Source organism: Streptomyces sp. NPDC054834 (assembly GCF_053611185.1).
In genome coordinates, this window is the sequence record NZ_JBSGZV010000017.1 from 92,242 (window position 1) to 115,476 (window position 23,235).

At 71.1% G+C, this 23,235-nt stretch carries 26 protein-coding genes and 1 pseudogene; 16 read left to right on the forward strand and 11 right to left on the reverse strand.

The annotated features are described in order from the left end of the window. Positions 1 to 48: 48 nt before the first annotated feature. The 3 genes from ACWGJM_RS23355 to ACWGJM_RS23365 form a co-directional block, all read right to left on the reverse strand. Positions 49 to 402 carry a hypothetical protein gene (locus ACWGJM_RS23355; protein ID WP_453413614.1) on the reverse strand — a complete coding sequence of 118 codons (354 nt, stop codon included), beginning with the start codon at positions 400 to 402 and terminating at the stop codon, positions 49 to 51. Continuing rightward, positions 399 to 1,019, reverse strand: a complete 621-nt coding sequence (locus ACWGJM_RS23360) for a DUF6232 family protein (protein ID WP_453413615.1) — start codon at positions 1,017 to 1,019, stop codon at positions 399 to 401. Before ACWGJM_RS23360 ends, ACWGJM_RS23355 begins: the two co-directional genes overlap by 4 nt. Positions 1,020 to 1,236: 217 nt before the next feature. Next, positions 1,237 to 1,539: a PLD nuclease N-terminal domain-containing protein gene (locus tag ACWGJM_RS23365; RefSeq protein WP_453413616.1), complete on the reverse strand. Its 303-nt coding sequence runs from the start codon at positions 1,537 to 1,539 to the stop codon at positions 1,237 to 1,239. 351 nt (positions 1,540 to 1,890) lie between these two features. On the opposite strand from ACWGJM_RS23365, the gene ACWGJM_RS23370 reads away from it, so the two are divergent. The 9 genes from ACWGJM_RS23370 (at position 1,891) to ACWGJM_RS23410 (ending at position 9,228) form a co-directional block, all read left to right on the forward strand. Next, positions 1,891 to 3,348: a menaquinone biosynthesis decarboxylase gene (locus tag ACWGJM_RS23370; RefSeq protein ID WP_453413617.1), complete on the forward strand. Its 1,458-nt coding sequence runs from the start codon at positions 1,891 to 1,893 to the stop codon at positions 3,346 to 3,348. Further along, on the forward strand, positions 3,345 to 4,268 hold the full coding sequence (gene mqnP / locus ACWGJM_RS23375) for a menaquinone biosynthesis prenyltransferase MqnP (protein WP_453413618.1): 924 nt from the start codon (positions 3,345 to 3,347) through the stop codon (positions 4,266 to 4,268). The genes ACWGJM_RS23370 and mqnP overlap by 4 nt, the downstream gene beginning before the upstream one ends. A gap of 125 nt (positions 4,269 to 4,393) precedes the next feature. Beyond that, positions 4,394 to 5,050, forward strand: coding sequence for a UbiX family flavin prenyltransferase (locus tag ACWGJM_RS23380; RefSeq protein WP_453413619.1), 657 nt, complete (start codon positions 4,394 to 4,396; stop codon positions 5,048 to 5,050). Between the two features lie 67 nt (positions 5,051 to 5,117). Next, on the forward strand, positions 5,118 to 5,573 hold the full coding sequence (locus ACWGJM_RS23385) for an Lrp/AsnC family transcriptional regulator (RefSeq protein ID WP_132856389.1): 456 nt from the start codon (positions 5,118 to 5,120) through the stop codon (positions 5,571 to 5,573). Between the two features lie 82 nt (positions 5,574 to 5,655). Next, on the forward strand, positions 5,656 to 6,819 hold the full coding sequence (gene mqnE / locus ACWGJM_RS23390) for an aminofutalosine synthase MqnE (RefSeq protein ID WP_453413620.1): 1,164 nt from the start codon (positions 5,656 to 5,658) through the stop codon (positions 6,817 to 6,819). Positions 6,820 to 6,854: 35 nt separating this feature from the next. Then, positions 6,855 to 7,508 carry a UdgX family uracil-DNA binding protein gene (locus ACWGJM_RS23395; protein WP_453413621.1) on the forward strand — a complete coding sequence of 218 codons (654 nt, stop codon included), beginning with the start codon at positions 6,855 to 6,857 and terminating at the stop codon, positions 7,506 to 7,508. A 39-nt stretch (positions 7,509 to 7,547) separates the two neighbouring features. Further along, a complete protein-coding gene (locus tag ACWGJM_RS23400; RefSeq protein WP_453413622.1) occupies positions 7,548 to 8,072 on the forward strand; it encodes an N-acetyltransferase family protein in 525 nt (174 codons plus the stop codon). A 94-nt stretch (positions 8,073 to 8,166) separates the two neighbouring features. Beyond that, entirely contained in the window at positions 8,167 to 8,466 is a 300-nt protein-coding gene (locus tag ACWGJM_RS23405) for a DUF4229 domain-containing protein (RefSeq protein ID WP_453413623.1), read from the forward strand. 60 nt (positions 8,467 to 8,526) lie between these two features. Beyond that, a complete protein-coding gene (locus ACWGJM_RS23410) occupies positions 8,527 to 9,228 on the forward strand; it encodes a TetR/AcrR family transcriptional regulator (RefSeq protein ID WP_453413624.1) in 702 nt (233 codons plus the stop codon). On the opposite strand, the gene ACWGJM_RS23415 is transcribed toward ACWGJM_RS23410, so the two are convergent. Both ACWGJM_RS23415 and ACWGJM_RS23420 read right to left on the reverse strand, forming a co-directional pair. Then, on the reverse strand, positions 9,210 to 10,091 hold the full coding sequence (locus ACWGJM_RS23415; RefSeq protein WP_453413625.1) for a MaoC family dehydratase: 882 nt from the start codon (positions 10,089 to 10,091) through the stop codon (positions 9,210 to 9,212). The two genes, ACWGJM_RS23410 and ACWGJM_RS23415, sit on opposite strands and share 19 nt — an antisense overlap. Positions 10,092 to 10,094: 3 nt before the next feature. Next, positions 10,095 to 11,438, reverse strand: coding sequence for a 3-oxoacyl-ACP reductase (locus ACWGJM_RS23420; protein ID WP_453413626.1), 1,344 nt, complete (start codon positions 11,436 to 11,438; stop codon positions 10,095 to 10,097). 306 nt (positions 11,439 to 11,744) lie between these two features. On the opposite strand from ACWGJM_RS23420, the gene ACWGJM_RS23425 reads away from it, so the two are divergent. The 3 genes from ACWGJM_RS23425 to ACWGJM_RS23435 all read left to right on the forward strand — a co-directional run bounded on the left by ACWGJM_RS23425 (position 11,745) and on the right by ACWGJM_RS23435 (position 16,051). Then, positions 11,745 to 13,703, forward strand: a complete 1,959-nt coding sequence (locus ACWGJM_RS23425) for an AMP-dependent synthetase/ligase (RefSeq protein WP_453413627.1) — start codon at positions 11,745 to 11,747, stop codon at positions 13,701 to 13,703. A gap of 135 nt (positions 13,704 to 13,838) precedes the next feature. Next, entirely contained in the window at positions 13,839 to 14,846 is a 1,008-nt protein-coding gene (locus ACWGJM_RS23430) for a DUF1259 domain-containing protein (RefSeq protein ID WP_453413628.1), read from the forward strand. Next, entirely contained in the window at positions 14,846 to 16,051 is a 1,206-nt protein-coding gene (locus ACWGJM_RS23435; protein WP_453413629.1) for a cytochrome P450, read from the forward strand. The genes ACWGJM_RS23430 and ACWGJM_RS23435 overlap by 1 nt, the downstream gene beginning before the upstream one ends. Here the strand turns inward: ACWGJM_RS23435 and ACWGJM_RS23440 are convergent. Then, positions 16,011 to 16,157 (reverse strand): DUF397 domain-containing protein, encoded by a 147-nt coding sequence (locus ACWGJM_RS23440; RefSeq protein WP_453413630.1) that lies wholly within the window; start codon positions 16,155 to 16,157, stop codon positions 16,011 to 16,013. The genes ACWGJM_RS23435 and ACWGJM_RS23440 overlap by 41 nt on opposite strands. Before the next feature lie 35 nt (positions 16,158 to 16,192). Between ACWGJM_RS23440 and ACWGJM_RS23445 the strand changes: the two are divergent. Beyond that, positions 16,193 to 16,552 (forward strand): annotated as a pseudogene (locus ACWGJM_RS23445) (ATP-binding protein); the annotation flags it as partial. Here the strand turns inward: ACWGJM_RS23445 and ACWGJM_RS23450 are convergent. Next, on the reverse strand, positions 16,491 to 17,384 hold the full coding sequence (locus ACWGJM_RS23450; protein ID WP_453413631.1) for a LysR family transcriptional regulator: 894 nt from the start codon (positions 17,382 to 17,384) through the stop codon (positions 16,491 to 16,493). The pseudogene ACWGJM_RS23445 and the gene ACWGJM_RS23450 overlap by 62 nt on opposite strands. A 165-nt stretch (positions 17,385 to 17,549) precedes the next feature. Here ACWGJM_RS23450 and ACWGJM_RS23455 point away from each other — a divergent pair, with 165 nt between their 5' ends. After that, positions 17,550 to 18,083 (forward strand): DUF6817 domain-containing protein, encoded by a 534-nt coding sequence (locus ACWGJM_RS23455; protein WP_453413632.1) that lies wholly within the window; start codon positions 17,550 to 17,552, stop codon positions 18,081 to 18,083. A gap of 1,136 nt (positions 18,084 to 19,219) precedes the next feature. On the opposite strand, the gene ACWGJM_RS23460 is transcribed toward ACWGJM_RS23455, so the two are convergent. From ACWGJM_RS23460 to ACWGJM_RS23470, 3 genes are all read right to left on the reverse strand, one after another. Continuing rightward, a complete protein-coding gene (locus tag ACWGJM_RS23460; protein ID WP_453413633.1) occupies positions 19,220 to 19,921 on the reverse strand; it encodes a class I SAM-dependent DNA methyltransferase in 702 nt (233 codons plus the stop codon). A 139-nt stretch (positions 19,922 to 20,060) separates the two neighbouring features. Next, a complete protein-coding gene (locus tag ACWGJM_RS23465; RefSeq protein WP_453413712.1) occupies positions 20,061 to 20,357 on the reverse strand; it encodes an AzlD domain-containing protein in 297 nt (98 codons plus the stop codon). Between the two features lie 14 nt (positions 20,358 to 20,371). After that, positions 20,372 to 21,127: an AzlC family ABC transporter permease gene (locus ACWGJM_RS23470; protein WP_453413634.1), complete on the reverse strand. Its 756-nt coding sequence runs from the start codon at positions 21,125 to 21,127 to the stop codon at positions 20,372 to 20,374. A gap of 68 nt (positions 21,128 to 21,195) precedes the next feature. Between ACWGJM_RS23470 and ACWGJM_RS23475 the strand changes: the two genes are divergently transcribed. Continuing rightward, positions 21,196 to 21,762 (forward strand): helix-turn-helix domain-containing protein, encoded by a 567-nt coding sequence (locus ACWGJM_RS23475; RefSeq protein ID WP_453413635.1) that lies wholly within the window; start codon positions 21,196 to 21,198, stop codon positions 21,760 to 21,762. Between the two features lie 117 nt (positions 21,763 to 21,879). Here the strand turns inward: ACWGJM_RS23475 and ACWGJM_RS23480 are convergent, their stop codons facing one another. Next, complete coding sequence (locus tag ACWGJM_RS23480; RefSeq protein WP_003992177.1) at positions 21,880 to 22,083, reverse strand: cold-shock protein; 204 nt, start codon at positions 22,081 to 22,083, stop codon at positions 21,880 to 21,882. Positions 22,084 to 22,371: 288 nt separating this feature from the next. Here ACWGJM_RS23480 and ACWGJM_RS23485 point away from each other — a divergent pair, with 288 nt between their 5' ends. Next, on the forward strand, positions 22,372 to 23,220 hold the full coding sequence (locus ACWGJM_RS23485; RefSeq protein WP_453413636.1) for a menaquinone biosynthetic enzyme MqnA/MqnD family protein: 849 nt from the start codon (positions 22,372 to 22,374) through the stop codon (positions 23,218 to 23,220). Positions 23,221 to 23,235 lie beyond the last annotated feature (15 nt).

Here is a 23,235-nt window from a genome sequence, read left to right on the forward strand (position 1 = left end):
GCTGAGCGGCGGTCGACGGGCGGCGGGCCGGGGAACCGGGCCCGCCGGTTACGAGCTCAGCAGCTGGAGGATCCTGTTGACCGCCTCGACGACCGGCTGGCCCACGGCCCCGACGGTCGCCGCGATACCCGCGACGGCCATCAGCGCGCCGTGCCGCTGCTGTGCCGGTGCGGCGGGGTCGGCCGTGATCGCCGGCAGGGAGTCGTCGATCGCCTGGGCGCTGGCCGGCGCGACCTGTGTACGCAACTCCGTCACCAGGACGACCAGTTCCCGGACCGCGGCCTCCAACTCGGGCGAGGCGGCGGGCGCGGCGGCCGCCGACTGGTTCTTGAGGATGCCGGTGTTGCCCTGACCGCCGTGCATGGTCACGCTGTCGCCGAAGTAGTAGTTGTCGCCGCTCACGCGTGCCCCACCCCCACGTTGCCCGTGCCGCCGTACATGTTGACGTTGTCTCCGAAGTAGTAGTTCTTGGGGTTGACCATGAGGCGGTCCACCCTGACCTGGAACTCGGTCTCGGGGTGCTCGATCGCGTGCACGATGGAGCCGACCAGCGCGTCCAGTTGGTGCGGATCGGGGCTGGTCACAACGGCGATGGACGGGCCGGACGTCTCCACGGCCAGGACGTACTGCGTCTGCGCCGTCAGCACGGAGAACAGCTCGATCACGCTGAAGACCAGCGCGGCCACCGCGCCCAGCCACACGAACGTGACGATCCCGCCGGCCGCGTCCCGGCTCGCGATGCCCGCGATGCCGCCGAGGATCGTCAGGGCGAAAGCCACCGACAGGATGATCCCCAGACGCTTCAGGAAGAGCACGGTGGCTTCCTGGCGCTTCGGCTTGAGCAGAAAGGTGTGGACCCGCGTCACGTTCTCCAGCGGATACGCCGCCCCGCCCGCCCACAGCAGCCGCTTGCCGACCCGCAGGTCGATGGCCGTCATCGACCGCGGTGGCTGAGCGGGCGGCGGTGGGATGTCGAACTGGCCCGGTGGTTGTGCAGGCGGCTGTTCCGTACTGCTCATGCGTCCCCCTGAAGCATGGGTGATGACACGACCCATCACACGACTCATCACTGTCCGGTGGTCATTAACCACTTGAAGTGGCCCCCGGTGCAAGCCGGAATCGGTGGTCAACTGTGCGGCTCGTGTGGAGAGTTGTGCCGACGGGGTGTCTGGCGGGTGCCCCTGTGCCGGGCGTGCCCGCACAGGCAGAGCACGTACGCCGGGAGGCACCGCCCGCTCAGTCCCCCTTGGGGTCGTCCTTGTTCAGGGACTTCAGGAACTCGGGGTTGTCGTCGGGCGCCACCCAACGGCCCCCGCCTGCGCCCGCGCTCAGGCCCGGGCCGCCCGCGCGGGCGCCGCGGTTCTTGCCGGCGATCAGCCAGGCGACCGGGCCGACGAGCACCTCGCCGAAGAGCAGGATGACGATCACCCAGATCACCTTCGGCAGCGCGCGCACCTCCTCCTCGGGGGTGTTCAGGCAGTCCACGAAGGCATAGATCCACAGCGCCAGGACCAGCAGGAGCGGCAGATACCTGAGCATGGGTGTGCGATCTCCTCGCGAAGTGGGACGGCCCCGGTGACCGGGCCAGGGTAGCGGGTGGACGGAATCCGTCGCCTCCGCGTCCGGGCGGGACGGTCGACGGGCCGAGGCGTCGGCCTCCTCGTGATCGCGGCGGTGTGGTGCGCCGCCGACCGGCGCAGACCGCAGCCCGGTGCAGGCCGCAGCCCGGTGCCGCCCCCGGTGCCGGCCACCCCGCTCTCCGCCGGCCACCCCGCTCTCCGCCGGGCGCCATGCGACTCACCGGCTCGGTGAAGCCCGCCGACACGGTCGCGCGCGACTCCGAGCGGGGCGCGCGTCGGCCGCGGACAGGCCTCCGCGATACTGGGACGCATGGCTTACGACGATCTTCGCTCCCTGCTCAGGGCACTGGAGCGCGAGGGAGACCTCAAGCGCATCAAGGCCGAGGTCGACCCGTATCTGGAGGTCGGGGAGATCGTCGACCGGGTGCAGAAGTCCGGCGGTCCCGCCCTGCTCTTCGAGAACGTGAAGGGCTCCGCGATGCCGCTGGCGATGAACGTCTTCGGCACCGACCGCCGACTGCTGAAGGCGCTCGGCCTGAAGTCGTACGGCGAGATCAGCGACAAGATCGGCGGGCTGCTGCGGCCCGAACTGCCGCACGGCTTCGTCGGTGTGCGCGAGGCCTTCGGCAAGCTCGGCGCGATGGCGCACGTACCGCCGAAGAAGGTGAAGTCCGACAACGCGCCCGTCCAGGAAGTCGTACTGCACGGCGACGAGGTGGACCTCGACCGGCTCCCCGCGCTCTTCACCTGGCCCAAGGACGGCGGCTCCTTCTTCAACCTGGGTCTCACGCACACCAAGGATCCCGAGACGGGCATCCGCAACCTCGGCCTGTACCGCCTCCAGCGCCACGACAAGCGCACCATCGGCATGCACTGGCAGATCCACAAGGACAGCCGCAACCACTACCAGGTAGCGGCCCGCAAGGGCGAGCGCCTCCCGGTCGCGATCGCCTTCGGCTGCCCCCCTGCCGTCACCTACGCCTCCACCGCCCCCCTCCCCGGCGACATCGACGAGTACCTCTTCGCCGGGTTCATCGCGGGCAAGCGGATCGAGATGGTCGACTGCAAGACGGTCCCGCTCCAGGTCCCGGCGAACGCCGAGGTGGTACTGGAGGGCTGGCTGGAGCCCGGCGAGATGCTCCCCGAAGGCCCCTTCGGCGACCACACCGGCTTCTACACCCCGCAGGAGCCGTTCCCCGCGCTGAAGATCGACTGCGTGACGATGCGCCGCCGCCCCCTGCTCCAGTCGATCGTCGTGGGCAGGCCCCCGACGGAGGACGGCCCCCTGGGCCGCGCGACGGAGCGCTTCTTCCTCCCCCTGCTGAAGATCATCATCCCGGACATCGTGGACTACCACCTGCCCGAGGCGGGCGGCTTCCACAACTGCGCGATCGTCTCGATCGACAAGAAGTACCCCAAGCACGCGCAGAAGGTGATGCACGCGATCTGGGGGGCACACATGATGTCGCTCACCAAGCTGATCGTGGTCGTCGACTCCGACTGCGACGTCCACGACCTCCACGAGGTCGCCTGGCGGGCCCTCGGCAACACCGACTACGCCCGCGACCTGACGGTGGCCGAGGGCCCCGTCGACCACCTCGACCACGCCTCCTACCAGCAGTTCTGGGGCGGCAAGGCGGGCATCGACGCCACGAAGAAGTGGCCCGAGGAGGGCTACACGCGCGACGGCGGGTGGCCGGACATGGTGGAGTCGGACCCGGATACCGCCGAACGGGTGACGCGGCGCTGGAAGGAGTACGGGCTGTGAGCGGAGAGGCCATCCTTGGAGACGGCAGCGCGGAGCCTCTCCGCCGACGCGGAGGTGTACCGGCGTTCCTGCGCCTGGTGATGATCGAGCACTCGATCTTCGCGCTCCCCTTCGCCTACATCGCCTCCCTCACCGCGATGTTCCAGTGGGACCGGAACATCCACTGGGGCCGACTGCTCCTGGTCACCGTCTGCATGGTGGGCCTGCGCACCTTCGCGATGGCGGTCAACCGGATCATCGACCGCGAGATCGACGCCCGGAACCCCCGCACGGCCCACCGTGAGCTGGTGACCGGCGCGATGTCCGTCCGCCACGCCTGGACGGGCGCCCTGATCGCCCTGGTGGTCTTCCTCGGCGCGGCGGCCCTGCTGAACCCCCTGTGCCTGGCCCTGGCCCCCATCGCCGTGATCCCGATGGTGGTCTACCCCTACGGCAAACGCTTCACCAACTTCCCCCAGGCCATCCTGGGCCTCGCCCAGGCGATGGGCCCGGTCGGCGGCTGGCTCGCGATCAGCGGCGAGTGGTCCTGGAACGCGGTGATCCTCGGCCTGGCCGTCGGCGTCTGGATCGGCGGCTTCGACCTGATCTACGCCTGCCAGGACGTCGAGACCGACCGTGAGATCGGCGTCATGTCGGTCCCGGCCCGCTTCGGCATCCCCGCGGCCATCTGGGGCGCCCGCGCCTGCCACACGGTGACGACGGCCCTGTTCGTCTGGTACGCCCTCGCCACCCACGCCGGTGCGTTCTTCTGGCTGGGCCTGTTGATCGTCGCGGGCGCCTTCGGGTACGAGCACCGGATCGTCCGCCCCCACGATCTCTCCCGGCTGAACAGGGCGTTCTTCCAGGTCAACGGCTTCATCGGGATCGCCCTGTTCGTGTGCGCCCTGCTCGATCTGCTGGTGCGCGGCCTCACGGTGTAGCCCGTTCGGGTGAGGCCCGTTCCCCGGTGGGCCCGGCCGGGCGCCCCGGACAGCGTCCTACCCGCCCTGAACACCGCTCGCCCCGCCGGTACGCTCAAGGTGTGAACGCAGGAGAAACGCAGCGCGTGCCTTGGATCGTGGGGGTGTCCGGAGCGTCGGGGACGCCGTACGCGGCTGCCGTGCTGCGGGCGCTGCTGGAGGCCGGGGAGTCGGTCGACCTCGTGGTGTCGAGGGCGTCACGGCTCACGCTGCTGGACGAGACGGGGATCTCGTTCCGGGACGCACACTGGCGGGACGACCTGCGGGAATGGCTGGCCAGGGGGGCCGACGGCAAGCCGGACACGTTCGCGGTGGACGTCGAGGGGGTGCGGTACTGGAGCGCGGGGGACCTGGCGGCAGGGCCGTCCTCGGGGTCGTACCCGGCGAAGGGCATGCTGATCGTGCCCGCCTCCACCGCCGGCGTGGCCGGGGTCGCGCTGGGGCTGTCGAAGGATCTGCTGCAACGGGCCGCGAGCGTCACCCTCAAGGAGCGCCGCACGCTCGTGGTGGCCGTACGGGAGACCCCGCTGAACGGGCAGACCCTGCGTCACCTGGTCGCCCTGGACGACGCGGGCGCCACCGTGGTCCCCGCCTCCCCGGCCTTCTACGCGGGCGCCACCCACATCCAGGACCTGGTGGACTTCGTCGCCGGACGCGTCCTCGACGCGGCGGGCGTGGAGCACCGCCTCTACCGCCGCTGGCAGGGGGAGCTGGGCGGCGGCGACGCAACCCGCACGACATGAGCGGCAGTACGCGGTACGCAGTACCTCTCATCACTCCGAGAACTTTTCACCGGAAGGCTTCGATCGCATGGACGCGGTGGACAGGCAGCTCATCCAGGCCCTGAGGGAGAACGGCCGGGCCTCCTACGCGGAGCTGGGGCGCCTCGTCGGCCTGTCGGGACCCAGCGTCACCGACCGCATCAACCGGCTGGAGGCGGCCGGGGTCATCACCGGCTACCGGGCCACCGTCGACTCCGCCTCCCTCGGCCTCGGAGTCACCGCCCTGATCGGCATCTCGCTCTCCGACGCCGTCGACCACGAGGACGTGGCCGGCCGGCTGAAGGACCTGCCGGAGATCGAGGACTGCTGGTTCATCGCGGGCGACGACTCCTACATGCTCAAGGTGCGCTCCACGGACGTGGACGGGCTGGAGAAGACCATCCGCCGGCTCAGCGGCACGAAGGGCGTCTCGCGGACCCGTACCACCATCGTGCTGTCCACGAAGTGGGAGAACCGGGTCGGGGAGCTGCCGGAGGAGGTGTAGGCGCGAAGCGCCGTATGGGGGCACCGCCCGCCCGAAGGATGGGGGAGTACGGTTACGTGGTCTGTCGAGGAAAGGTGTTGGCATGGACGTCGGGCTCAAGCGCGAGCTGGAGGAGAAGGTCCGCTCCGGTGAGCGGCTGACCCGCGAGGACGGCATCGCGCTGTACGAGTCGGACGACCTGGCCTGGCTCGGCGGGCTCGCCCACGAGGTGCGCACCCGCAAGAACGGTGACGTCGTCCACTTCAACGTCAACCGGCACCTCAACATGACCAACGTGTGCACGGCGTCCTGCGCCTACTGCTCGTTCCAGCGCAAGCCGGGCGAGAAGGACGCGTACACGATGCGCATCGAGGAGGCGGTGAAGCTCGCCAAGGCGATGGAGTCGGAGAACCTCACCGAGCTGCACATCGTCAACGGGCTGCATCCCAACCTCCCCTGGCGGTACTACCCGCGCTCCCTGCGCGAGCTGAAGGCCGCCCTGCCGAACGTCTCGCTGAAGGCCTTCACCGCCACCGAGATCCACCACTTCGAGACCATCTCGGGGCTGTCCGCGTCCGAGATCCTCGACGAACTCATCGACGCCGGCCTGGAGTCCCTCACCGGCGGCGGCGCGGAGATCTTCGACTGGGAGGTCCGGCAGCACATCGTCGACCACCGCACCCACTGGGAGGACTGGTCGCGGATCCACCGCCTGGCGCACGAGAAGGGTCTCAAGACCCCGTGCACCATGCTGTACGGCCACATCGAGGAACCCCGCCACCGCGTCGACCACGTCCTCCGCCTCCGCGAGCTCCAGGACGAGACGAACGGCTTCCAGGTCTTCATCCCGCTGCGCTACCAGCACGACTTCGTGGACATGCAGGACGGCAAGGTCCGCAACCGCCTCCAGGCACGGACCCAGATGGCGACCGGCGCCGAGGCCCTCAAGACCTTCGCCGTCTCCCGCCTCCTCTTCGACAACGTCCCGCACGTCAAGGTCTTCTGGGTGATGCACGGCGTGCAGACCGCCCAGCTGGCCCTCCAGCACGGCGCCGACGACATGGACGGCTCGGTCGTCGAGTACAAGATCACCCACGACGCCGACAACTACGGCACCCCGAACAAGCTGACCCGCGAGGACCTCCTCGACCTCATCCGCGACGCCGGCTTCCGCCCGGTGGAACGCAACACGCGGTACGAGATCATCCGCGAGTACGACGCGCCGGACCCGCTGCGCCGGGAGTCGCCGCAGCCCATGCGCGTCTGATGTGACGCCGTCGGCCGGACGGGTACCCGTCCGGCATGGCCACCACGAAGGCCCCTGAGGAGGCCTACACCGCCGAGCCCTTCGTGCCGGACCGCGCCGCCGGCCTGGACGACCTCCGCGAGGCCGCCGCCGACTGCCGTGGCTGCCCCTTGCACCGGAACGCCACCCAGACCGTGTTCGGGGTCGGAGCGGCCCACGCGCGGGTCATGCTCGTAGGCGAACAACCCGGGGACCAGGAGGACCGGCAGGGCAGGCCCTTCGTGGGGCCCGCCGGGAAGCTGCTGGACAAGGCGCTCGCCGAGGCCGGGATCGATCCGGGCGAGGCGTACGTGACCAACGCCGTCAAGCACTTCAAGTTCACCCAGGCCGAGCCCCGCAAGCGCCGCATCCACAAGGCGCCGACCCTGCGCGAGATGACCGCGTGCGGGCCCTGGCTGGCGGCCGAGCTCGCGGTGGTGGAGCCGGAGCTGATCGTGGTGCTGGGCGCCACCGCCGGGAAGGCGCTGCTCGGGTCGTCGTTCAGGGTGACCGAGGTGCGCGGGACCGTGCTGGAGCGGGAGATCCACGGGCGTCCGGAGCGGCTGGTGCCGACGGTGCACCCGTCGGCGGTGCTGCGGGCGGAGGACCGGGAGGGGGCGTACCGGGGGCTGGTGGCGGATCTGAAGGTGGCCGCGCAGGCGCTCGGATAATGGCTGGGCAAGCGTCGGAGTAATAGGTAGCATCCCCGGGTGCCTCTTACTTTCACTCTCGATCCCGCCGTCACCCCCGACCTTCGCGACGGCATCCTCGACCTGTGGACCGACGTCTCCAACGCGGGCGGAGCCGTCGGCTTCGTTGCCCCCGTGACCCGCGAGGAGATACGCCCCGAGCTGGTGAAGCACCTGGCCGCGATGGCCGAGGGCCGGCACCGGCTCCTGGTCGGGCACGACGAGGCGGGGCAGGTGGCCGCGACCGCCTTCCTCTCGTTCAACACGCACCGGCTGATGACGCACTGGGTGTGGCTGTACACGGTGATGGTGCACCCGAAGCACCAGGGCCAGGGGTACGGCCGAGACCTGCTGGCCGCCGCCGAGGACGCCGCCCGCGGCTTCGAGGGCGTAGACGCGATACGGCTCGGCTGCCGGGGCGGACTCGGCCTGGAGCGGTTCTACGGCTCCTGCGGCTACAAGGAGGTCGGCCGGGTCCCCGCCGCGATCCGCGTCGCCCCCGGCGACGACCGGGACGACATCACCATGCTCCTGCCTCTGCGGTGATGCTTCCGTACGCATCCCACCCCCGTCCAAGATCGGTCGCAGGGCGTGCTTCACTGGACGGTGCCCCTTTTCGTAATCGGAAGACTGGATTGAGATGCTCCGCTACACGCTGATGCGCCTCGGAATCTTCGCGGGCTGCCTCGTGGTCGTCTGGGGCGCCGTCTACTCCGGCATCTTCCCGCGCGGCTTCGGCGACTCGAACTTCCTGTGGGTCCTGCTGCTCTCCATGGTGCTCTCGGCGCCGATCAGCTGGGTGGTACTGCGCAAGGAGCGGGACCGCGCCTCCGAGCAGATCGTGGAGCGGGTCGACCGCGCGAAGGCCAACCTCGAGGCCAACCGCAGCCAGGAGGACCTCGCCGACGACACCGCGCGGGCGCACGGCCAGACCTCCTGAGGGAGACCTCCTGAGGGCAAGCCGGGGAGCGCGAGCGGTGCCCCCAACTAGTCTTGCCCCATGGGTGCCGTGAAGAGCAAGCGGATGCCGCGCGCGGTGCGGGAACAGCAGATGCTCGACGCCGCCGTACGGACCTTCGGCCAGCGGGGGTACATGGCCGCGTCGATGGACGAGATCGCCGAACTGGCGGGCGTGTCCAAGCCGTTGGTGTACCTGTACCTGAACTCGAAGGAAGACCTCTTCACCGCCTGCATCCGCCGTGAGGCCGAAGCGCTCACGGAGGCCGTACGCACCGGGGTCCGGACCGGTCTGCCCGCCGACCGTCAACTCTGGGACGGTCTCCAGGCGTTCTTCGCGCACACCGCCGAACACCCGGACGGCTGGTCCGTGCTGCACCTCCAGGCCCGCACGCACGGTGAGCCCTTCGCCGCCGAGGTCAGGGCGATGCGCGAGGAGATCGTCGCGTTCGTCACCCAGCTGATCGCGGTCGCCGCCCGGGAGGCGCTCCCCCACGCTCGACTTCGCTCGCGCGGGGGGACCCCCACGGACCCCGATCTCCCCGAGCACGAGGTCGCCGGCCTCGCCGAGGCCCTGGTCGGCGCCGCCGAGTCCCTCGCCGCCTGGGCCAACGCCACCCCGGGCGTCACCGCCCGGCAGGCCGCGGCGACCCTGATGAACTTCGCGTGGTCGGGCCTGGGCAACCTGATGGCCGGGCGGCCGTGGTCGCCGCCGGAGCCGACGGCTCAGGGGACCAGCGCGTAGACGTCCCCGGCCACGTGCACCTTCTCGCCGCCCCGCAGCTCGAACCGCCCGCCCTGAGCCGCGTACGTCACCGCCCCCGGCAGCAGCACCGGCGCCCGGAACTCCGCCCGCACCAGTACCGCGTCCGGTGTCCCGTGCGCGGCGAGACAGCGGGCCACGGTCCACATGCCGTGCGCGATGGCACGGGGGAAGCCGAAGAGGCGGGCGGTCAGCGGGCTGAGGTGGATCGGGTTGCGGTCGCCGGACACCGCGCCGTACCGCCGCCCGACGTCACCGCCGAGCTGCCACTCCTCGACCTCGGGATGGGGGCCCTCCCGCTCGAGCGAAGCCGAGAGTGGGGCAGGGGCGCGCTCCTCACGTCCGCCGGGGGCCTCCGCCGCGGTGGCGTCCGGGGTGCGGTGCCGTGCCAGATACGTGCTCCGCGACTCCCACACCGCCTCCCCGTCCGCCCGTAGCTCCGTGACCACGACCGCCTCGGTGCCGCGCCGGTGCGGCACCAACCCGCCGACGCGCACGCCGAGTTCGTACGTCTCGCCGGCCGCCAGCGCGCCGCGCCGGGTCATCTCGATCGACGTGTGGACGAGCCCCAGCAGCGGCAGCGGGAAGGCCCGCCCGCTCATCAGCCGCATGGCCAGCGGGAACCCCAGCACATGCGGATACGTCACCGGCAGCGCGTCCTCGCCGGTCGGGAACCCGCACACCCGCTCGTAGGCGGCCAGCCGATCCAGGTCCACGCGCAGCCCGGGCACCACGAGCCGGTCGCGGGGATGGTCCGCGTCCGGGCGGGGGCGCTTGAAGGGGGAGAGGAGGGCGCCGCGCAGGAGGAGCGGCGGGAGGGCGGGGAGTCCGGCGAGCTCGGTCATGCGCTACGCCCCCAGCAGGCTCTGGCCGCAGACCCGGACGACCTGCCCGTTGACCGCGGCGGAGGCCGGGTGGGCGAGCCAGGCGGTGGTCTCGGCGACGTCGACGGGCAGCCCGCCCTGGGCGAGGGAGTTCATCCGCCGCCCGGCCTCCCGGATGAACAGGGGGATCGAGGCGGTCATCCTGGTCTCGATGAATCCGGGAGCGACCGCGTTGACGGTGACCCCGTGCCCGTCCAGCGCCCGGGGCGCGAGCGACCGCACCAGCCCGGCCACCCCCGCCTTGCTCGCCCCGTAGTTCGTCTGCCCCGCGTTCCCCGCCAGCCCCGCGATCGACGCGGTGGCCACGATCCGCCCGCCGGGGCGCAGGGTGCCACGCGCGAGCAGCGCGTCGGTCGTGCGCAGCACACTGGCCAGGTTGACCTCCAGCACGGAACTCCACCGCTCGGTGGGCATGTTCACCAGCCGCCGGTCCCGGGTGATCCCGGCGTTGTGGACGAGCACGTCGAGCCCGTCGGGCAGCGCCGCCGCGATCCGCTCACCGGCGTCGTCGGCGGTGATGTCGAGGGCGAGGGCGGTGCCGCCGAGCCGTTCGGCGACCCGGCGGGCATCCGCCTCCGCCGCCGGTACGTCCAGTACGACGACCCGGGCGCCGTCCCTCGCCAGCGTCTCCGCGACCGCCTCCCCGATTCCGCGCGCGCCGCCGGTGACCAGCGCGGTGCGCCCGGCGAGGGGCCGCTCCCAGTCGCCGGAGCCGGTGACGCTTCCCTCGCCGACGCCGACGCCGACGCCGACGCCGACGCCGACGCCGACGCCGACGCCGATGACCTGGCCGCTGACGTAGGCGGACTTGGGGGAGAGCAGGAAGCGCAGGGTGGACTCGGCGGCCGCCGCGTCGGTGAGCCGGACCAGGTTGACGGTCCTGCCCCGCCCGATCTCCTTGCCCAGCGACCGGGTGAAGCCCTCCAGGGCCTGCTGGGCGGCCGCCTGGTGGTGGTCGGCGGGGTCGAGCGGGGCGCCCAGCACCACCACCCGCCCGCTCGCGGCGACCGACCGTACGACAGGGTGCAGGGCCCCGTGCACCTCGCCCAGCGTCTCGACGTCCCGGACGCCGGTGGCGTCGAGGACGATGGCGGCAGGTTTCTCGGGGCCCGCGCCGAGCCCCGTACGGGCGAGGACGGGGGTCAGGTCGAGGTCGGACTTCCCGGCGGTGAGGTGGAGCAGCGGACCGTCCAGCGAGCTCTCCCGCTCCGACCAGCGCCGCAGCGGCGCCGGCTGCGGCAGCCCGAGCCGGCGGGTCAGGAAGCGGCCGGGCGCGGTGCCGGTGAAGCTCAGGTAGCGGTCGGCCATCTGACGACTCCCAGGGGCTCAAATGCTTACTCTGGAGTAAGGTTACCGGAGGTAAGCCTATGTCAGGGTTCACGGTGAGGAGAAGGTCGAGAACGTGAGCGCCCGTCAGGTGATCCCCGAGACTGCACAGGCCTGGCGCCGGACCATTCCCGAACCCCCACAAACCCACCACAGGAACCTCGTACGATCACCTGCCCAACCGTCGGTAACCCTTTTCTGTGGCAGGTCCGCCGGTGAACGCCTCGGTGCGCGAGGCACGTACGTCATGCAGCAAGCAGTTCACGCTGCACGCCCGAGGAGCCGCCCGTGTCCACGCCGTACCCGAACGCCCCCGTCTCCTCCGGCGCCCCCGTCTCTGCCGGCATCCCCGTCCACGCCACCGACTACGACGGCGTACCGATCCTCGTCGAGCCCGAGACACGGCGCCTGAACGGGGTGGTACGGGAGGCGTCCGTCCCGCCGTTCGCCCCGCCGGTCACCCACGGATCCCTGGCGGACCTGCCGTTCGACAACGCGGAGGCGGACCCCGGCGCGGTGGTCCTCAGCCGCAAGACCCCCGACGGCGGCTGGCAGGACGTGACGGCGAACCAGTTCGCCGACCAGGTACTGGCGGTGGCGAAGGGCCTGGTCGCCGAGGGCCTCATGCCCGGCGACCGGATCGCCGTCATGGCCCGCACGACGTACGAGTGGACGCTGCTGGACTTCGCCGCCTGGGCGGCCGGACTGGTCACCGTCCCCGTCTATCCCACCTCCTCCGTCTTCCAGACCCGCTGGATCCTCCAGGACTCCGGCGCGGTCGCCCTGGTCACCGAGACCGTCGGCCAGGCCGCCGCCGTCGGCCCCGAACTCGAACGCCTCCCCGACCTGCACCACGTGTGGGTGATCGAGAAGGGCCACGTGGACCGCCTGGCCGAACTCGGCGCCCAATGGCCGGACGCGGAGGTCGCCGTACGCCGGGGCATGCTCGTCCCCGACACGCTCGCCACCATCATCTACACCTCCGGCACCACCGGCCGCCCCAAGGGCTGCGCCCTCTCGCACGGCAACTTCTTCGCCGAGGTCGACAACGCCATCGAACTCCTCCACCCGGTCTTCAAGGCGAAGTCCGACGAGGAGGCGTCGGTGCTGCTGTTCCTGCCGATGTCCCACGTCTTCGGCCGGATGGTCGCCATCGCCTGCGTCCGGGCCCGGCTACGGCTCGGGCACGCCCCCAGCCTGAAGGCGGAGGACCTGCTCCCCGATCTGGCCGCCTTCCGCCCGACCTGCCTCCTGACCATCCCCTACATGCTGGAGAAGGTCTTCAACTCCGCCCGCGCCAAGGCGGAGGCGGGCGGACGCCTCTCCACCTTCGACCGCGCGGCCGCCACCGCCATCCGCTACGGCGAGGCCCTCGAAGCCCGCCAGACCGGCACCGGCAGCGGTCCCAGCCGCTCCCTGAAGGCCGGCCGCACCCTCTACGACCCCCTGGTCTACCGCCGTATCCGCAACGCCATGGGCGGCAGGGTGCGGTACGCGATCTGCGGCGGCTCCCCGCTCGGCCGCCGCCTCGCCGCGTTCTACGCCGGTGCGGGCATCGAGATCTTCGAGGGCTACGGCCTCACCGAGACCACCGCGGCCTCCACGGTCACCCCACCCCTCAAACCCCGCCTCGGCACCGTCGGCTGGCCCATGCCCGGCACCAAGGTCCGCATCGCGGCCGACGGCGAGATCCTGGTCTCCGGCGACCACGTGCTCCGCGGCTACTGGGACCCCCAGGCGGGCGGAGTGGTCCCCGCCACCCGGGACGGCTGGCTGGCCACCGGCGACATAGGCGAACTGGACGACGAGGGCTACCTCACCATCACCGGCCGCAAGAAGGAACTCCTCATAACGGCCGGCGGCAAGTCCGTCGCCCCCGCCCCCATGGAGAACTGGATCCGCTCCCACCCCCTGATCTCCCAGTGCATGCTGGTCGGCGACGGCCGCCCCTACGTCGGCGCCCTCTTCACCCTCGACCCCGACGGCATCACCCACTGGCGCCAGATGAACGGCAAGCACCCGGTGCCGCCCGAACTCCTCATCGGCGACGCGGAACTGACGGCCATCCTGCAACGGGCGGTGGACGAGGCCAACAAGCTGGTCTCCCGCCCGGAGTCCATCCGGCGGTTCGCCGTCCTCCCCGTCGACTTCACCGAGGAGGCCGGCCACCTCACCCCCTCGATGAAGCTCCGCCGCGAGGCGATCATGCGGGACTTCGCGACGCAGGTGGAGGAGCTGTACAGCTGATACGGCTGATACGGCCGCTCCCCGGAGGGCTCACCCGCCCGCCGCAGCCCGCTTAGCCCACCTGGCCCACCAGCGGGTGCGGATCACGGGTCCGTGCCTCCTGCCGTGTTTCCATCGCGCCAGGAGGCATATGACATGACTGACGACAGGCAGAAGCACCCCGAACTCCCGTTCATCCCGTCCCGGCGCCGCATCCTGGCCACCGCCGCGTTCGCGCCCGTACTTCCCGGGGCGATGGCCGCAAGCGCGCACGCGGCAGCCCGCACTACGGCAGCCCGCACGCTCATCGAGCCCGTGATGACCCAACTGTCCGACTGGACGGACGTGGGCCAGGCCCTCGGCGGCCCCGGCGACATGAAGCGGTTCATGTACCACACCGGCCTCCCGCGCCGGGACCTGAAGGTGTACTCACGTGGCGTCAGGATCGACGCCGGCCTCGCCCTCGGCACCCACGTGTCCTTCGTCCGCTACTCCGACGGCAGCACGCTGCTCATGGGCGACGTGGTGCTCACCGAGCAGGAACTCCAGCCGTTCATCGACGTCCTCCAGCAGCACGGCATCCTGACGACCGCGATCCACAAGCACCTGCTCGCGCAGCGGCCCGACATCTGGTGGGTACATGTACACGCCCACGCCCACGACCCGGTGACCGTCGCCCACGGCCTCCGCGCGGCGTTCGACCGGACGGCCACCCCACGGCCGGTAGCGGCCACCGCCAACTCCCTGCCGCCCCTCGACATGGACACCGCCGCCGTAGACGCCGCGATCGGCGTGCCGGGCGCACGCGACGGAAACATCTACAAGAGCACCTTCGTCCGCAAGGAAACCGTCACCGACGGCCACCTCGTCCTCCCCCCGGGCCTGGGCTCCACCACCTCCATCAACTACCAGCCCCTCGGCGGCGGCCGGGTCGCGATCAACGGCGACTTCGTCCTGGTCGCCAGAGAGGTCCAGGACACCCTCGTCGCCCTCCGCCGCGCCGGCATCGACCTCGTCGAGCTCCACCACCACAACCTCACCGACGAGCCCCGCCTCTTCTTCGTCCACTACTGGGCCGTCGGCGACGCCGTCCAGCTCGCGAAGGCGCTGCGCCCGGCCGTGGACGCCACCGACGTCGTACCCATGGCAGGGGTGACCGGCTGATGACCACCGACGAAGAGCCCCGCACCTGCCCCTTCGACTACAGCCACGCCCTCGAGTTCGACCCCGAACTCGCCGCCCTCATGGAACGCGAGTCCCTCACCCGCATCCGCCTCCCGTACGGCGACGCCGACGCCTGGCTGGCCACCGACTTCCATTCGGTCCAGCAGGTCACCGTCGACCGCCGCTTCAGCCGCGCGCAGATCATGGGCCACGACTATCCCCGGATGACCCCGGAACCCATCGTGTCCCCCGAGTCCGTCAACGTCATGGACCCGCCGCAGAGCAGCCGCGTACGGAGCCTGGTCTCCCAGGCCTTCGCCCAGGAACGCGTCGACGCCATGCGGGAACGGATCGTCCGGCTCGCGGACTCGCTGCTCGACGAGATGGCGGAGGAAGGCCCGCCCACGGACCTCGTACGCCACCTGTCGGACCCGTTCCCCCAGCACACCATCCTCGACCTGCTCGGCATCCCCCGCGACGAATGGCCCCGGATGCGCGAGCTCGTCCTCAAGCTCCTGGTCACCGGCCGGGACAACAAAGAAGCGGCCGCCCAGGTCAAGACCGACCTGACCTCCTATTTCCGCACTCTCGTCGAGCAGCGCCGCCGCACCCCCGGCAACGACATCATCAGCGGGATGATCGCCGCCCGGGACGGCGAGGACCAGCTCGACGACCAGGAAATGGCCGTCATGACCCTCACCCTGGTCCTCAGCGGCCAGGACACCGCCACCTGCCAGATCAGCAACATGGTGTACCTGCTGCTGACCCGGCCCGAACTGATGGACCACCTGAAGCGGCACCCCGACAGCCTGCCCGGGATCATCCACGAACTGCTCCGCTACATCCCGTTCCGCAAGGGCGTCGGCATCCCCCGGGTGGCCCTGGAGGACGTCGAGATGTCCGGCGCGAAGATCCGGGCCGGCGACTTCGTCCACGTCTCCTACCTGACCGCGAACCGCGACCCCGCCCGCTACCCCGACCCCCACACCATCGACCCGGCCCGCCCGCACGCCCCCCACATGACCTTCGGCTGGGGCGGCCACCGGTGCATCGGCGTGCCCTTGGCCATGGCGGAGCTGGAGGTGGCCATCGGGCGGCTGCTGGAACGCTTCCCCCGGCTGCGGTTGGCGGTGCCACCGGAGAAGATCCAGTGGGACGCGAAGACTATTCGCCGGTTCCCTGTGGAGCTGCCGGTGACTTGGTGAGGGGGAGGGGGAGGGGGAGGAAGGCGAGCCAGGCGGTGGGGGAGAGGGTCAGGTGAGGGGCGGTGGGGGTTTTGGAGTCGCGGATGTGGATGGAGTGGGGGCGCATGGCGACTTCGAGGCACTGGCCGCCCTCACCCGAGCTGGGGCTATCCCCACGACGGAGACGTGAACGACACCGCCCAACACCTCGTGGCAGAGCTCGCGGCGAACGCGGTGACGCACGGCCGCGTACCGGGCAGGGACTTCGAGCTGCGCCTCCGACTGCTCCCCGAGGAAACCCTCCGTATCGAGGTGACCGACGCGAGAGGAGACAGAAGGCTGAGGTTCGCCACGGAGGACGACGAGCACGGCCGCGGCCTGATCCTCGTATCACTGCTGTCGCAAGCCTGGGGCGTCACCGAGCGCACGGTCGGCAAGACGGTGTGGGCGGAATTCCCCCTCAGCTCGCCCGCACTCGGCTCTCGACGACCGTGTCGGCGAAGGCCCGCGCCGCCGGACTGAGCGCGTCCCAGCGGCGTACGGCCCACCCGACGGGAAGTGGCCGCAGCCCGGGGAGGGGAACGAGCCGGAGCTGCCCCTCCCCCGGAACGGGCAACCCGGGCACGGCGGGCACGACGGCCCGCCCGGCCCCCAGCTCGGCGAGGAGCAGGGCGGTGTCCCAGTCGGCGACGCTGGGCTCGTAGGCAAGACGCACGCCGAGTTCCTCGCAGGCGACGTCGAGATGGGCGGCGGAAGCGGAGTTGGGCGGCAGCCGGATCAGCCGTACGTCACGCAGTTCGCCGGCGTCGAGGTGGGGGCGCCGGGCGAGCGGATCGTCGGCCCGTACGGCCAGTACCCAGGGCAGCTCGACCACCGCCCGCTGCTCGATCCCGCGCACGGAGGGACCGAGGGTGATCCAGGCGAGGTCGAGCGTGCCGTCGGCGAGCGCGTCGAAGCTGCCGCGCCCTGAACTGACGGTCCGGAACTCGAGGTTGACGTGCGGATAGCGCCGCCGGAACCGCACGACGGCGTCCGACATGAAGTGCCGCACGGTGGTGGCCCCCGTGGCGACCCGCACATACCCGCTGCGCCCGTCGACGAGGTCCCGCAACTCCCGTACGGCGAGGTCGAGTCCCGCGATCCCTTCCGCGGCGGCGGCCTCCAGCACCCGCCCAGCCTGCGTCGGCACGACCCCGCGGGGCTGCCGCTCCAGCAGGGCCACGCCGGTCTCCCGCTCCAGCCGCTTCACGTGCTGGCTCACCGCCGACTGCGTACACCCCAGCTCCCGGGCCACCGCGCTGAGGCTCCCGCCCCGGCACACGGCCACGAACACGCGCAGATCATCGAGCGTCACGACCCCCAAGTTAACACTTGGGTCTGCTGCCAAATCCCCAGGATTGACTGGTGAGTTGCCCCGTACGACGATTTCCCCAGGGCCCAGGCGGCAACCCGCTCCCGGGAGCGGGTGCCGACCGCCCACGGCGAGGAAACGGGGACGGGAACGGGGACGGGGAGGCACATGGAGGAAGCGACCGCGCTACTACGCCGGCTGAACGCGGATACGATCCCCCACCCGGGCGGCACCCTCCTCGCCCACTGCGACCGAGTACGCGCCCGGCTGGCCGGCTGGGGCGCCCGCCCGGCCCTCCAACTGGCCGGCCTCTGCCACGCTTGCTACGGCACCGACGGCTTCCCGAAACCCCTGCTCCCGCACACGCACCGCGACGAACTAAGGGCAGCCATCGGGGAGGAAGCGGAAGCGATCGTCTACACATACGCGAGCTGCGACCGCGGCACGACGTACCCGACCCTGGGGGCCACGGCCCCCAACTCCCCGTTCAACGACCGCTTCACGACTCGGGCGGTCTCCTTGCCGCCCCGCGAGGCCCGAGACTTCGCCGAACTCACAGCCGCCAACGAACTGGACCTGGCCGCCGAAGACCCCACCTTCCGCAATCACCACGCCCCAGCCCTCCTAACCCTCTTCACCCGCCTCCGCCCCCTACTCACCCCACCGGCCTGGCAGGACTGCGTGAGGGTGCTGGGTGGGTAAGGGGGCGGGGTGAGGTTGCCGCTGGTTGAGTGGTTGCCGTGGGCCGCCCGCTTCTTCGCGATTGTCGTGCCTCCGCGACCCGAGTAAAGGGCGCTTCGCGTCGGCTGCGCCGATGGCCCTTCGGGCCACCCTTGACTCGGCTCGCTCCACCACGGGGAAGAAGCGAGCGGGCAGCCCAGGGAAGCGGGGGCCGAGGCCGGTCTTCCCTTCCGCCAGCTGGGCTGCGGGCCGGGATAGGGAGCGCGGACGCGCCTCGCCAGCACGCCGGGTGGGATCGGCGGCGATCGGTGAGTGGGTGGTGCGGATGCGCGCTGGGTGGGTGGTGGCACGCCGGGACGCTCAGCGGCTAGCGGTGAGTGGGGGGCGGCAGGCCAGGTCGGCCTGGCGGCTTGCGGTCGGTGAGGGTTCGTCACACTCACACCACCAGTCACAGTCGCCGTGGGCCGGCTGGTGATTGGCAGATTTGTACCAGGGATGGGCCGCAAAACCGCAGGTCACTGAGTTGGGAGGTGGCCCATATCTGCCAATCATGGCCGCCACCCCACCCTCCCGACCGATTTGTCCCTTTTGGTACTGCTGTGGGAGGTGTTCCGCACGAAAGCCGCCGTCTCCACGCCCGCATCCCCCACACACCGCAAGCCTCTTAGCCGACCCGGCGTGCCACCACCCGCCGACTGCGCGCCCCGCCTCCACCCACCGATCGCCGCTGAGCCGGCCCGGCGTGCCGCCACCACCCAGCGCGCCCACCAACCACCGGCCGCAAGCCGCTAAGCCAGCCCGGCGTGCGGGCGAGGCGCGACCGCGCCCCCAACCCCGCCCAGCAGCCCAGCCCACGCAAGGGACGCCCGCCCGGGCCCCCGCTTTCCCGGGCTGCCCGCTCGCTTCTCACCCGCGCTGGAGCGAGCCGAGTCAAGGGTCGGCCGCAAGGCCGATCGCCGCAGGCGACGCGGAGTGCAGCGAAGCGGAACGCAGCGCCCTTTACTCGGATCGCGGAAGCACGACAATGCAAAAGAAGCGGGCGGCCCCACGGTCACCACCCAATCGGCCTCCGCCTCACCCGCCCCGAAACCCCGCCCAGCCCTCCAGTGCTCCCGCCCCCCCGCATCAAGGCCGCAAGCAGTCAAGCAGCACGGCAGTCAGGCGCCCCCGCCGCTCCCCGCAGTCGCCGCCGAGCCTGCCTCGCCTGCCGCCTGGGGTTTGCGGGCGATCAGGAACGCCTGTGGTGTCGACTCGCCGATGTCCGGGGCCGACTCGCGTACCAGCCGGGCCCGGACCTCCAACCCCGCCGCCTCCAGCAACTCGGCGATGCGGTCGGGCTGTCGGCGGTGGAAGTCCAGGGACACCGGGTGGCCGAAGGGCTGGTCGAGGTGGAGAGGTTCGTCGCCCACCTGGAAGCCCGTCAGGAGGTGGCCGCCGGGCGCCAGTACGCGGGCCAGCTCGGCGAAGAGGTCGGGTAGCCGGTCGGCAGGGGTGTGGATCACCGCCGAGTACCAGGCGACCACCCCCGCCAGCCCGCCGTCGGGCAGGTCGAGGTCCAGCATCGAGCCCTGCGAGAAGCGCAGACCGGGGTTCTCGCGCCGGGCCAGTTCCACCATCCCCGCCGAGAGGTCGACCCCGAAGACGGACAGGCCCAGCGAGTCCAGGTACGCCGTCACGCGCCCCGGCCCGCATCCCAGGTCGGCCACCTGTCCGCCGGCCCCGACGAGTTCGGCGAAACCGGTCAGCACCGCCCGGTCCAGCGGCCTGACGGCCAGCCCGTCGCGGAAGTGGGCCGCGTAGTCCTCCACGACCGTGTCGTAGAAGGTCCGGGTGGTGGTCAGGAAGTCGGTGTCGGTCATGGCCGGGGACCCTAGCGGCCCCCACGGACAATCACCGGCCCCCACCGACAATCACCGGCCCCGACCGGCACTTACCGGCCACCCGCCGCCCCTCTGTCTCGCCGCCCCTCTGTCTCGCCTCCCCTCACCTCACCTCGCCTCACCCCACCCCCACCGCCCGCAAACCCCCCGTCACCGCAGCCGCCCCCAACACCACCACCACGAACGGCGCCCGCCGCCACGCCAGCACCCCCGCCACCAGCACCCCGACCGGCCGCGCCCACCCGGCGAAACCCCCGCCCTCGGTCAGCGCGCCCGTCGCCAGCAGGGCGACCAGCAGCACGACTGCCCCGGCAGAGGCCAGTTCCTGCACTCGCGCCGGTATCTCGACGCGCCCGTGCAGTACGGGGCCCACCAGCCGGAAGGCGTACGTGCCCACGGCGAGGGCCAGGATCATGGCGACCGTGGCGTTCACCGGGCCGCCTTGCCGTCCGCGCCGTTCGCCACGGCCCCCGCCCGAGCAGGGCGGTGCAGCAGCAGCCCGCACAGGGCCACCAGTACCGGCACGCCGGCCGGGACGGCGGGCGTCACCGCCAGGGCCAGGGCGCCGCCGAGCAGGGCGGAGCGTCGTACCGCCCGGTCCGTGCGCAGGGTGGGCAGGACCAGGGCCACGAGGACGGCGGGGAAGGCGGCGTCCAGGCCGTACCGGGCGGTGTCGCCGAGGGCGCTTCCGGCCAACGCGCCCGCCAGTACCCCGGTGTTCCAGGTGACGAACAGGCCGAGTCCGGAGATCCAGAAAGCCGTCCGGCGCCGCTCCGGGTCCCGCTGGGCGAGGGCGAAGGCCACGGTCTCGTCGGTTACCAGGTGGGCGCCGACGAGCCGGGCCAGGCGGCCCCGGCCGATGATCTCCGCGACACCGATGCTGAAGGCGGCCGTACGGGTGTTGAGGAGCAGGCCGGTGGCCGCCGCGGCCAGCGGGCCGCCGCCCGCGAGCAGCACGCCCACCGCGCTGAATTGGGCCGAACCGGCGTACACCACCAGCGACATCACCACCGGCACCCACAGCGGCAGACCGCCGGCGACGGAGACCGCGCCGAAGGAGACACCGACGATGCCGCAGGCCAGCCAGACGAGCGAGCTGTCGCGGATCAGGGCAGTTCGGGTGCCTCTTATCGGTGTCGGTGGTGGCGTCGGTGTCGGTGTCGGTGTTCGGAACAGCGAACGCATGTTCTCTACAATGAACAGCAACCGCACCGTTCGTCAAGCCGAACAGTCATACCGATGGAGCGAACACCATGTCCGACTCAGTCCCCGCCCGGCTCCCCCTCGACTGGATCGCCGCCTCCCTCCGACGTGAACGTGGCCGGGCCGGGCTGTCGCTCTCGGAGCTGGCCAAGCGGGCCGGGATCGCGAAGTCCACGCTGTCGCAGCTGGAGGGGGCGGGCGGGAATCCGAGCATGGAGACGATCTGGGCGCTGGCGGTGGCCCTCGGGGTGCCGTTCAGCGCGCTGGTGGAGCCGCCCGTGTCGGCTGTTCAGGTGATCCGGGCGGGGGAGGGGCCCACCGTGCACTCCGAGCAGTCCAGCTATCTGGCCGCACTGCTTTCCGCGAGCCCGCCCGGTGCCCGGCGGGACATTTACTACGTATGGCTGGAGCCCGGGACCGTACGGGATTCCGAGCCGCACATTCCGGGGACCGTCGAGCACATCGTGGTCGGCGAGGGCCGCGTGAAGGCGGGGCCGCACGGGGAAGCCGTCGAACTGGGTCCGGGGGACTACATGTCGTATCGCGGGGACGTGCCGCACATGTACGAGGCGCTCGCGGACGGCACGAAGTTCGTACTGATCATGCAGCACGTGTGAACTGGAAATGAACGGACGCGAACGAATGCAACGCCTGCGGGAAAAGGCAGGAGCCCCGTCGCTGGATGGCGCGGGGCTCCTTGGGTACTGCTAATCAGGCCGCTAATCAGTCTGTGATCAGACGGGGGTGACGTTCTCCGCCTGCGGACCCTTCGGGCCCTGCGTGACGTCGAAGCTCACCTGCTGGTTCTCCTCCAGGGAGCGGAACCCGCTGGCGTTGATCGCGGAGTAGTGAACGAAGACGTCGGGGCCGCCGCCTTCCTGGGCGATGAAGCCAAAGCCCTTTTCGGCGTTGAACCACTTCACGGTTCCGGTAGCCATAAGCCCTCCTTGGGCCCAAAGGGTTGCCCTGCTCCAGAACCCTGCAAGCGTGAAAGCAAGTGCCGCACAACTGCATACGTCTGAAAACGACTAGAGCCCGCGGTTACATGCTCCGCAGGCTCTGTACTGCAAGGGAAACCAAACTGCAACTTGCGGCGAGCCTAGCACGTGGGCTGCCCGAAGCAATAGAGGTCAAGATCACGTCACCCGGAAGTTTGACCGCCAGATGGGCCAGTTGACCGAGGGGCCGCGCGCGGCACCGTATCGCAAGGGGTCTAGTCTCGCGATGTGGACAATTCTCGCACCCGGCCGCGCGTCGGTCATATCCAGTTCCTGAACTGCCTGCCCCTCTACTGGGGGCTCGCGAGAACCGGCACCCTCCTCGACTTCGAGCTGACCAAGGACACGCCCGAGAAGCTCAGCGAGCGGCTGGTGCGGGGGGACCTCGACATCGGGCCCATCACCCTCGTGGAGTTCCTGCGCAACGCGGACGACCTGGTCGCCTTCCCCGACATCGCCGTCGGCTGCGACGGGCCGGTGATGTCCTGCGTGATCGTCTCCCAGGTCCCCCTCGACCAGCTGGACGGTGCCCGGGTCGCCCTCGGCTCGACCTCCCGCACCTCCGTCCGCCTTGCCCAGCTGCTGCTCGCCGAGCGCTACGGCGTCCGGCCCGACTACTACACCTGCCCGCCCGACCTCAGCCTCATGATGCAGGAGGCCGAGGCCGCCGTACTGATCGGGGACGCGGCGCTGCGGGCCAACCTGCTGGACGGGCCGCGCTACGGGCTCGAGGTGCACGACCTCGGCGTGCTGTGGAAGGAGTGGACCGGCCTGCCCTTCGTGTTCGCCGTCTGGGCCGCCCGGCGGGACTACCTCGAGCGGGAGCCGGACATCACCCGCCAGGTGCACGAGGCCTTCCTCTCCTCCCGCAACCTCTCCCTGGAGGAGGTCGCCAAGGTCGCCGAGCAGGCGGCCCGCTGGGAGGACTTCGACGAGCGGACCCTGGCGCAGTACTTCACCACCCTCGACTTCAGCTTCGGCGGCCCGCAGCTCGACGCGGTCGCGGAGTTCGCCCGGCGGGTGGGGCCGACGACCGGCTTCCCGGCGGACGTGAAGGTGGAACTGCTCCGGCCGTAGTCACTACGCTGCTGG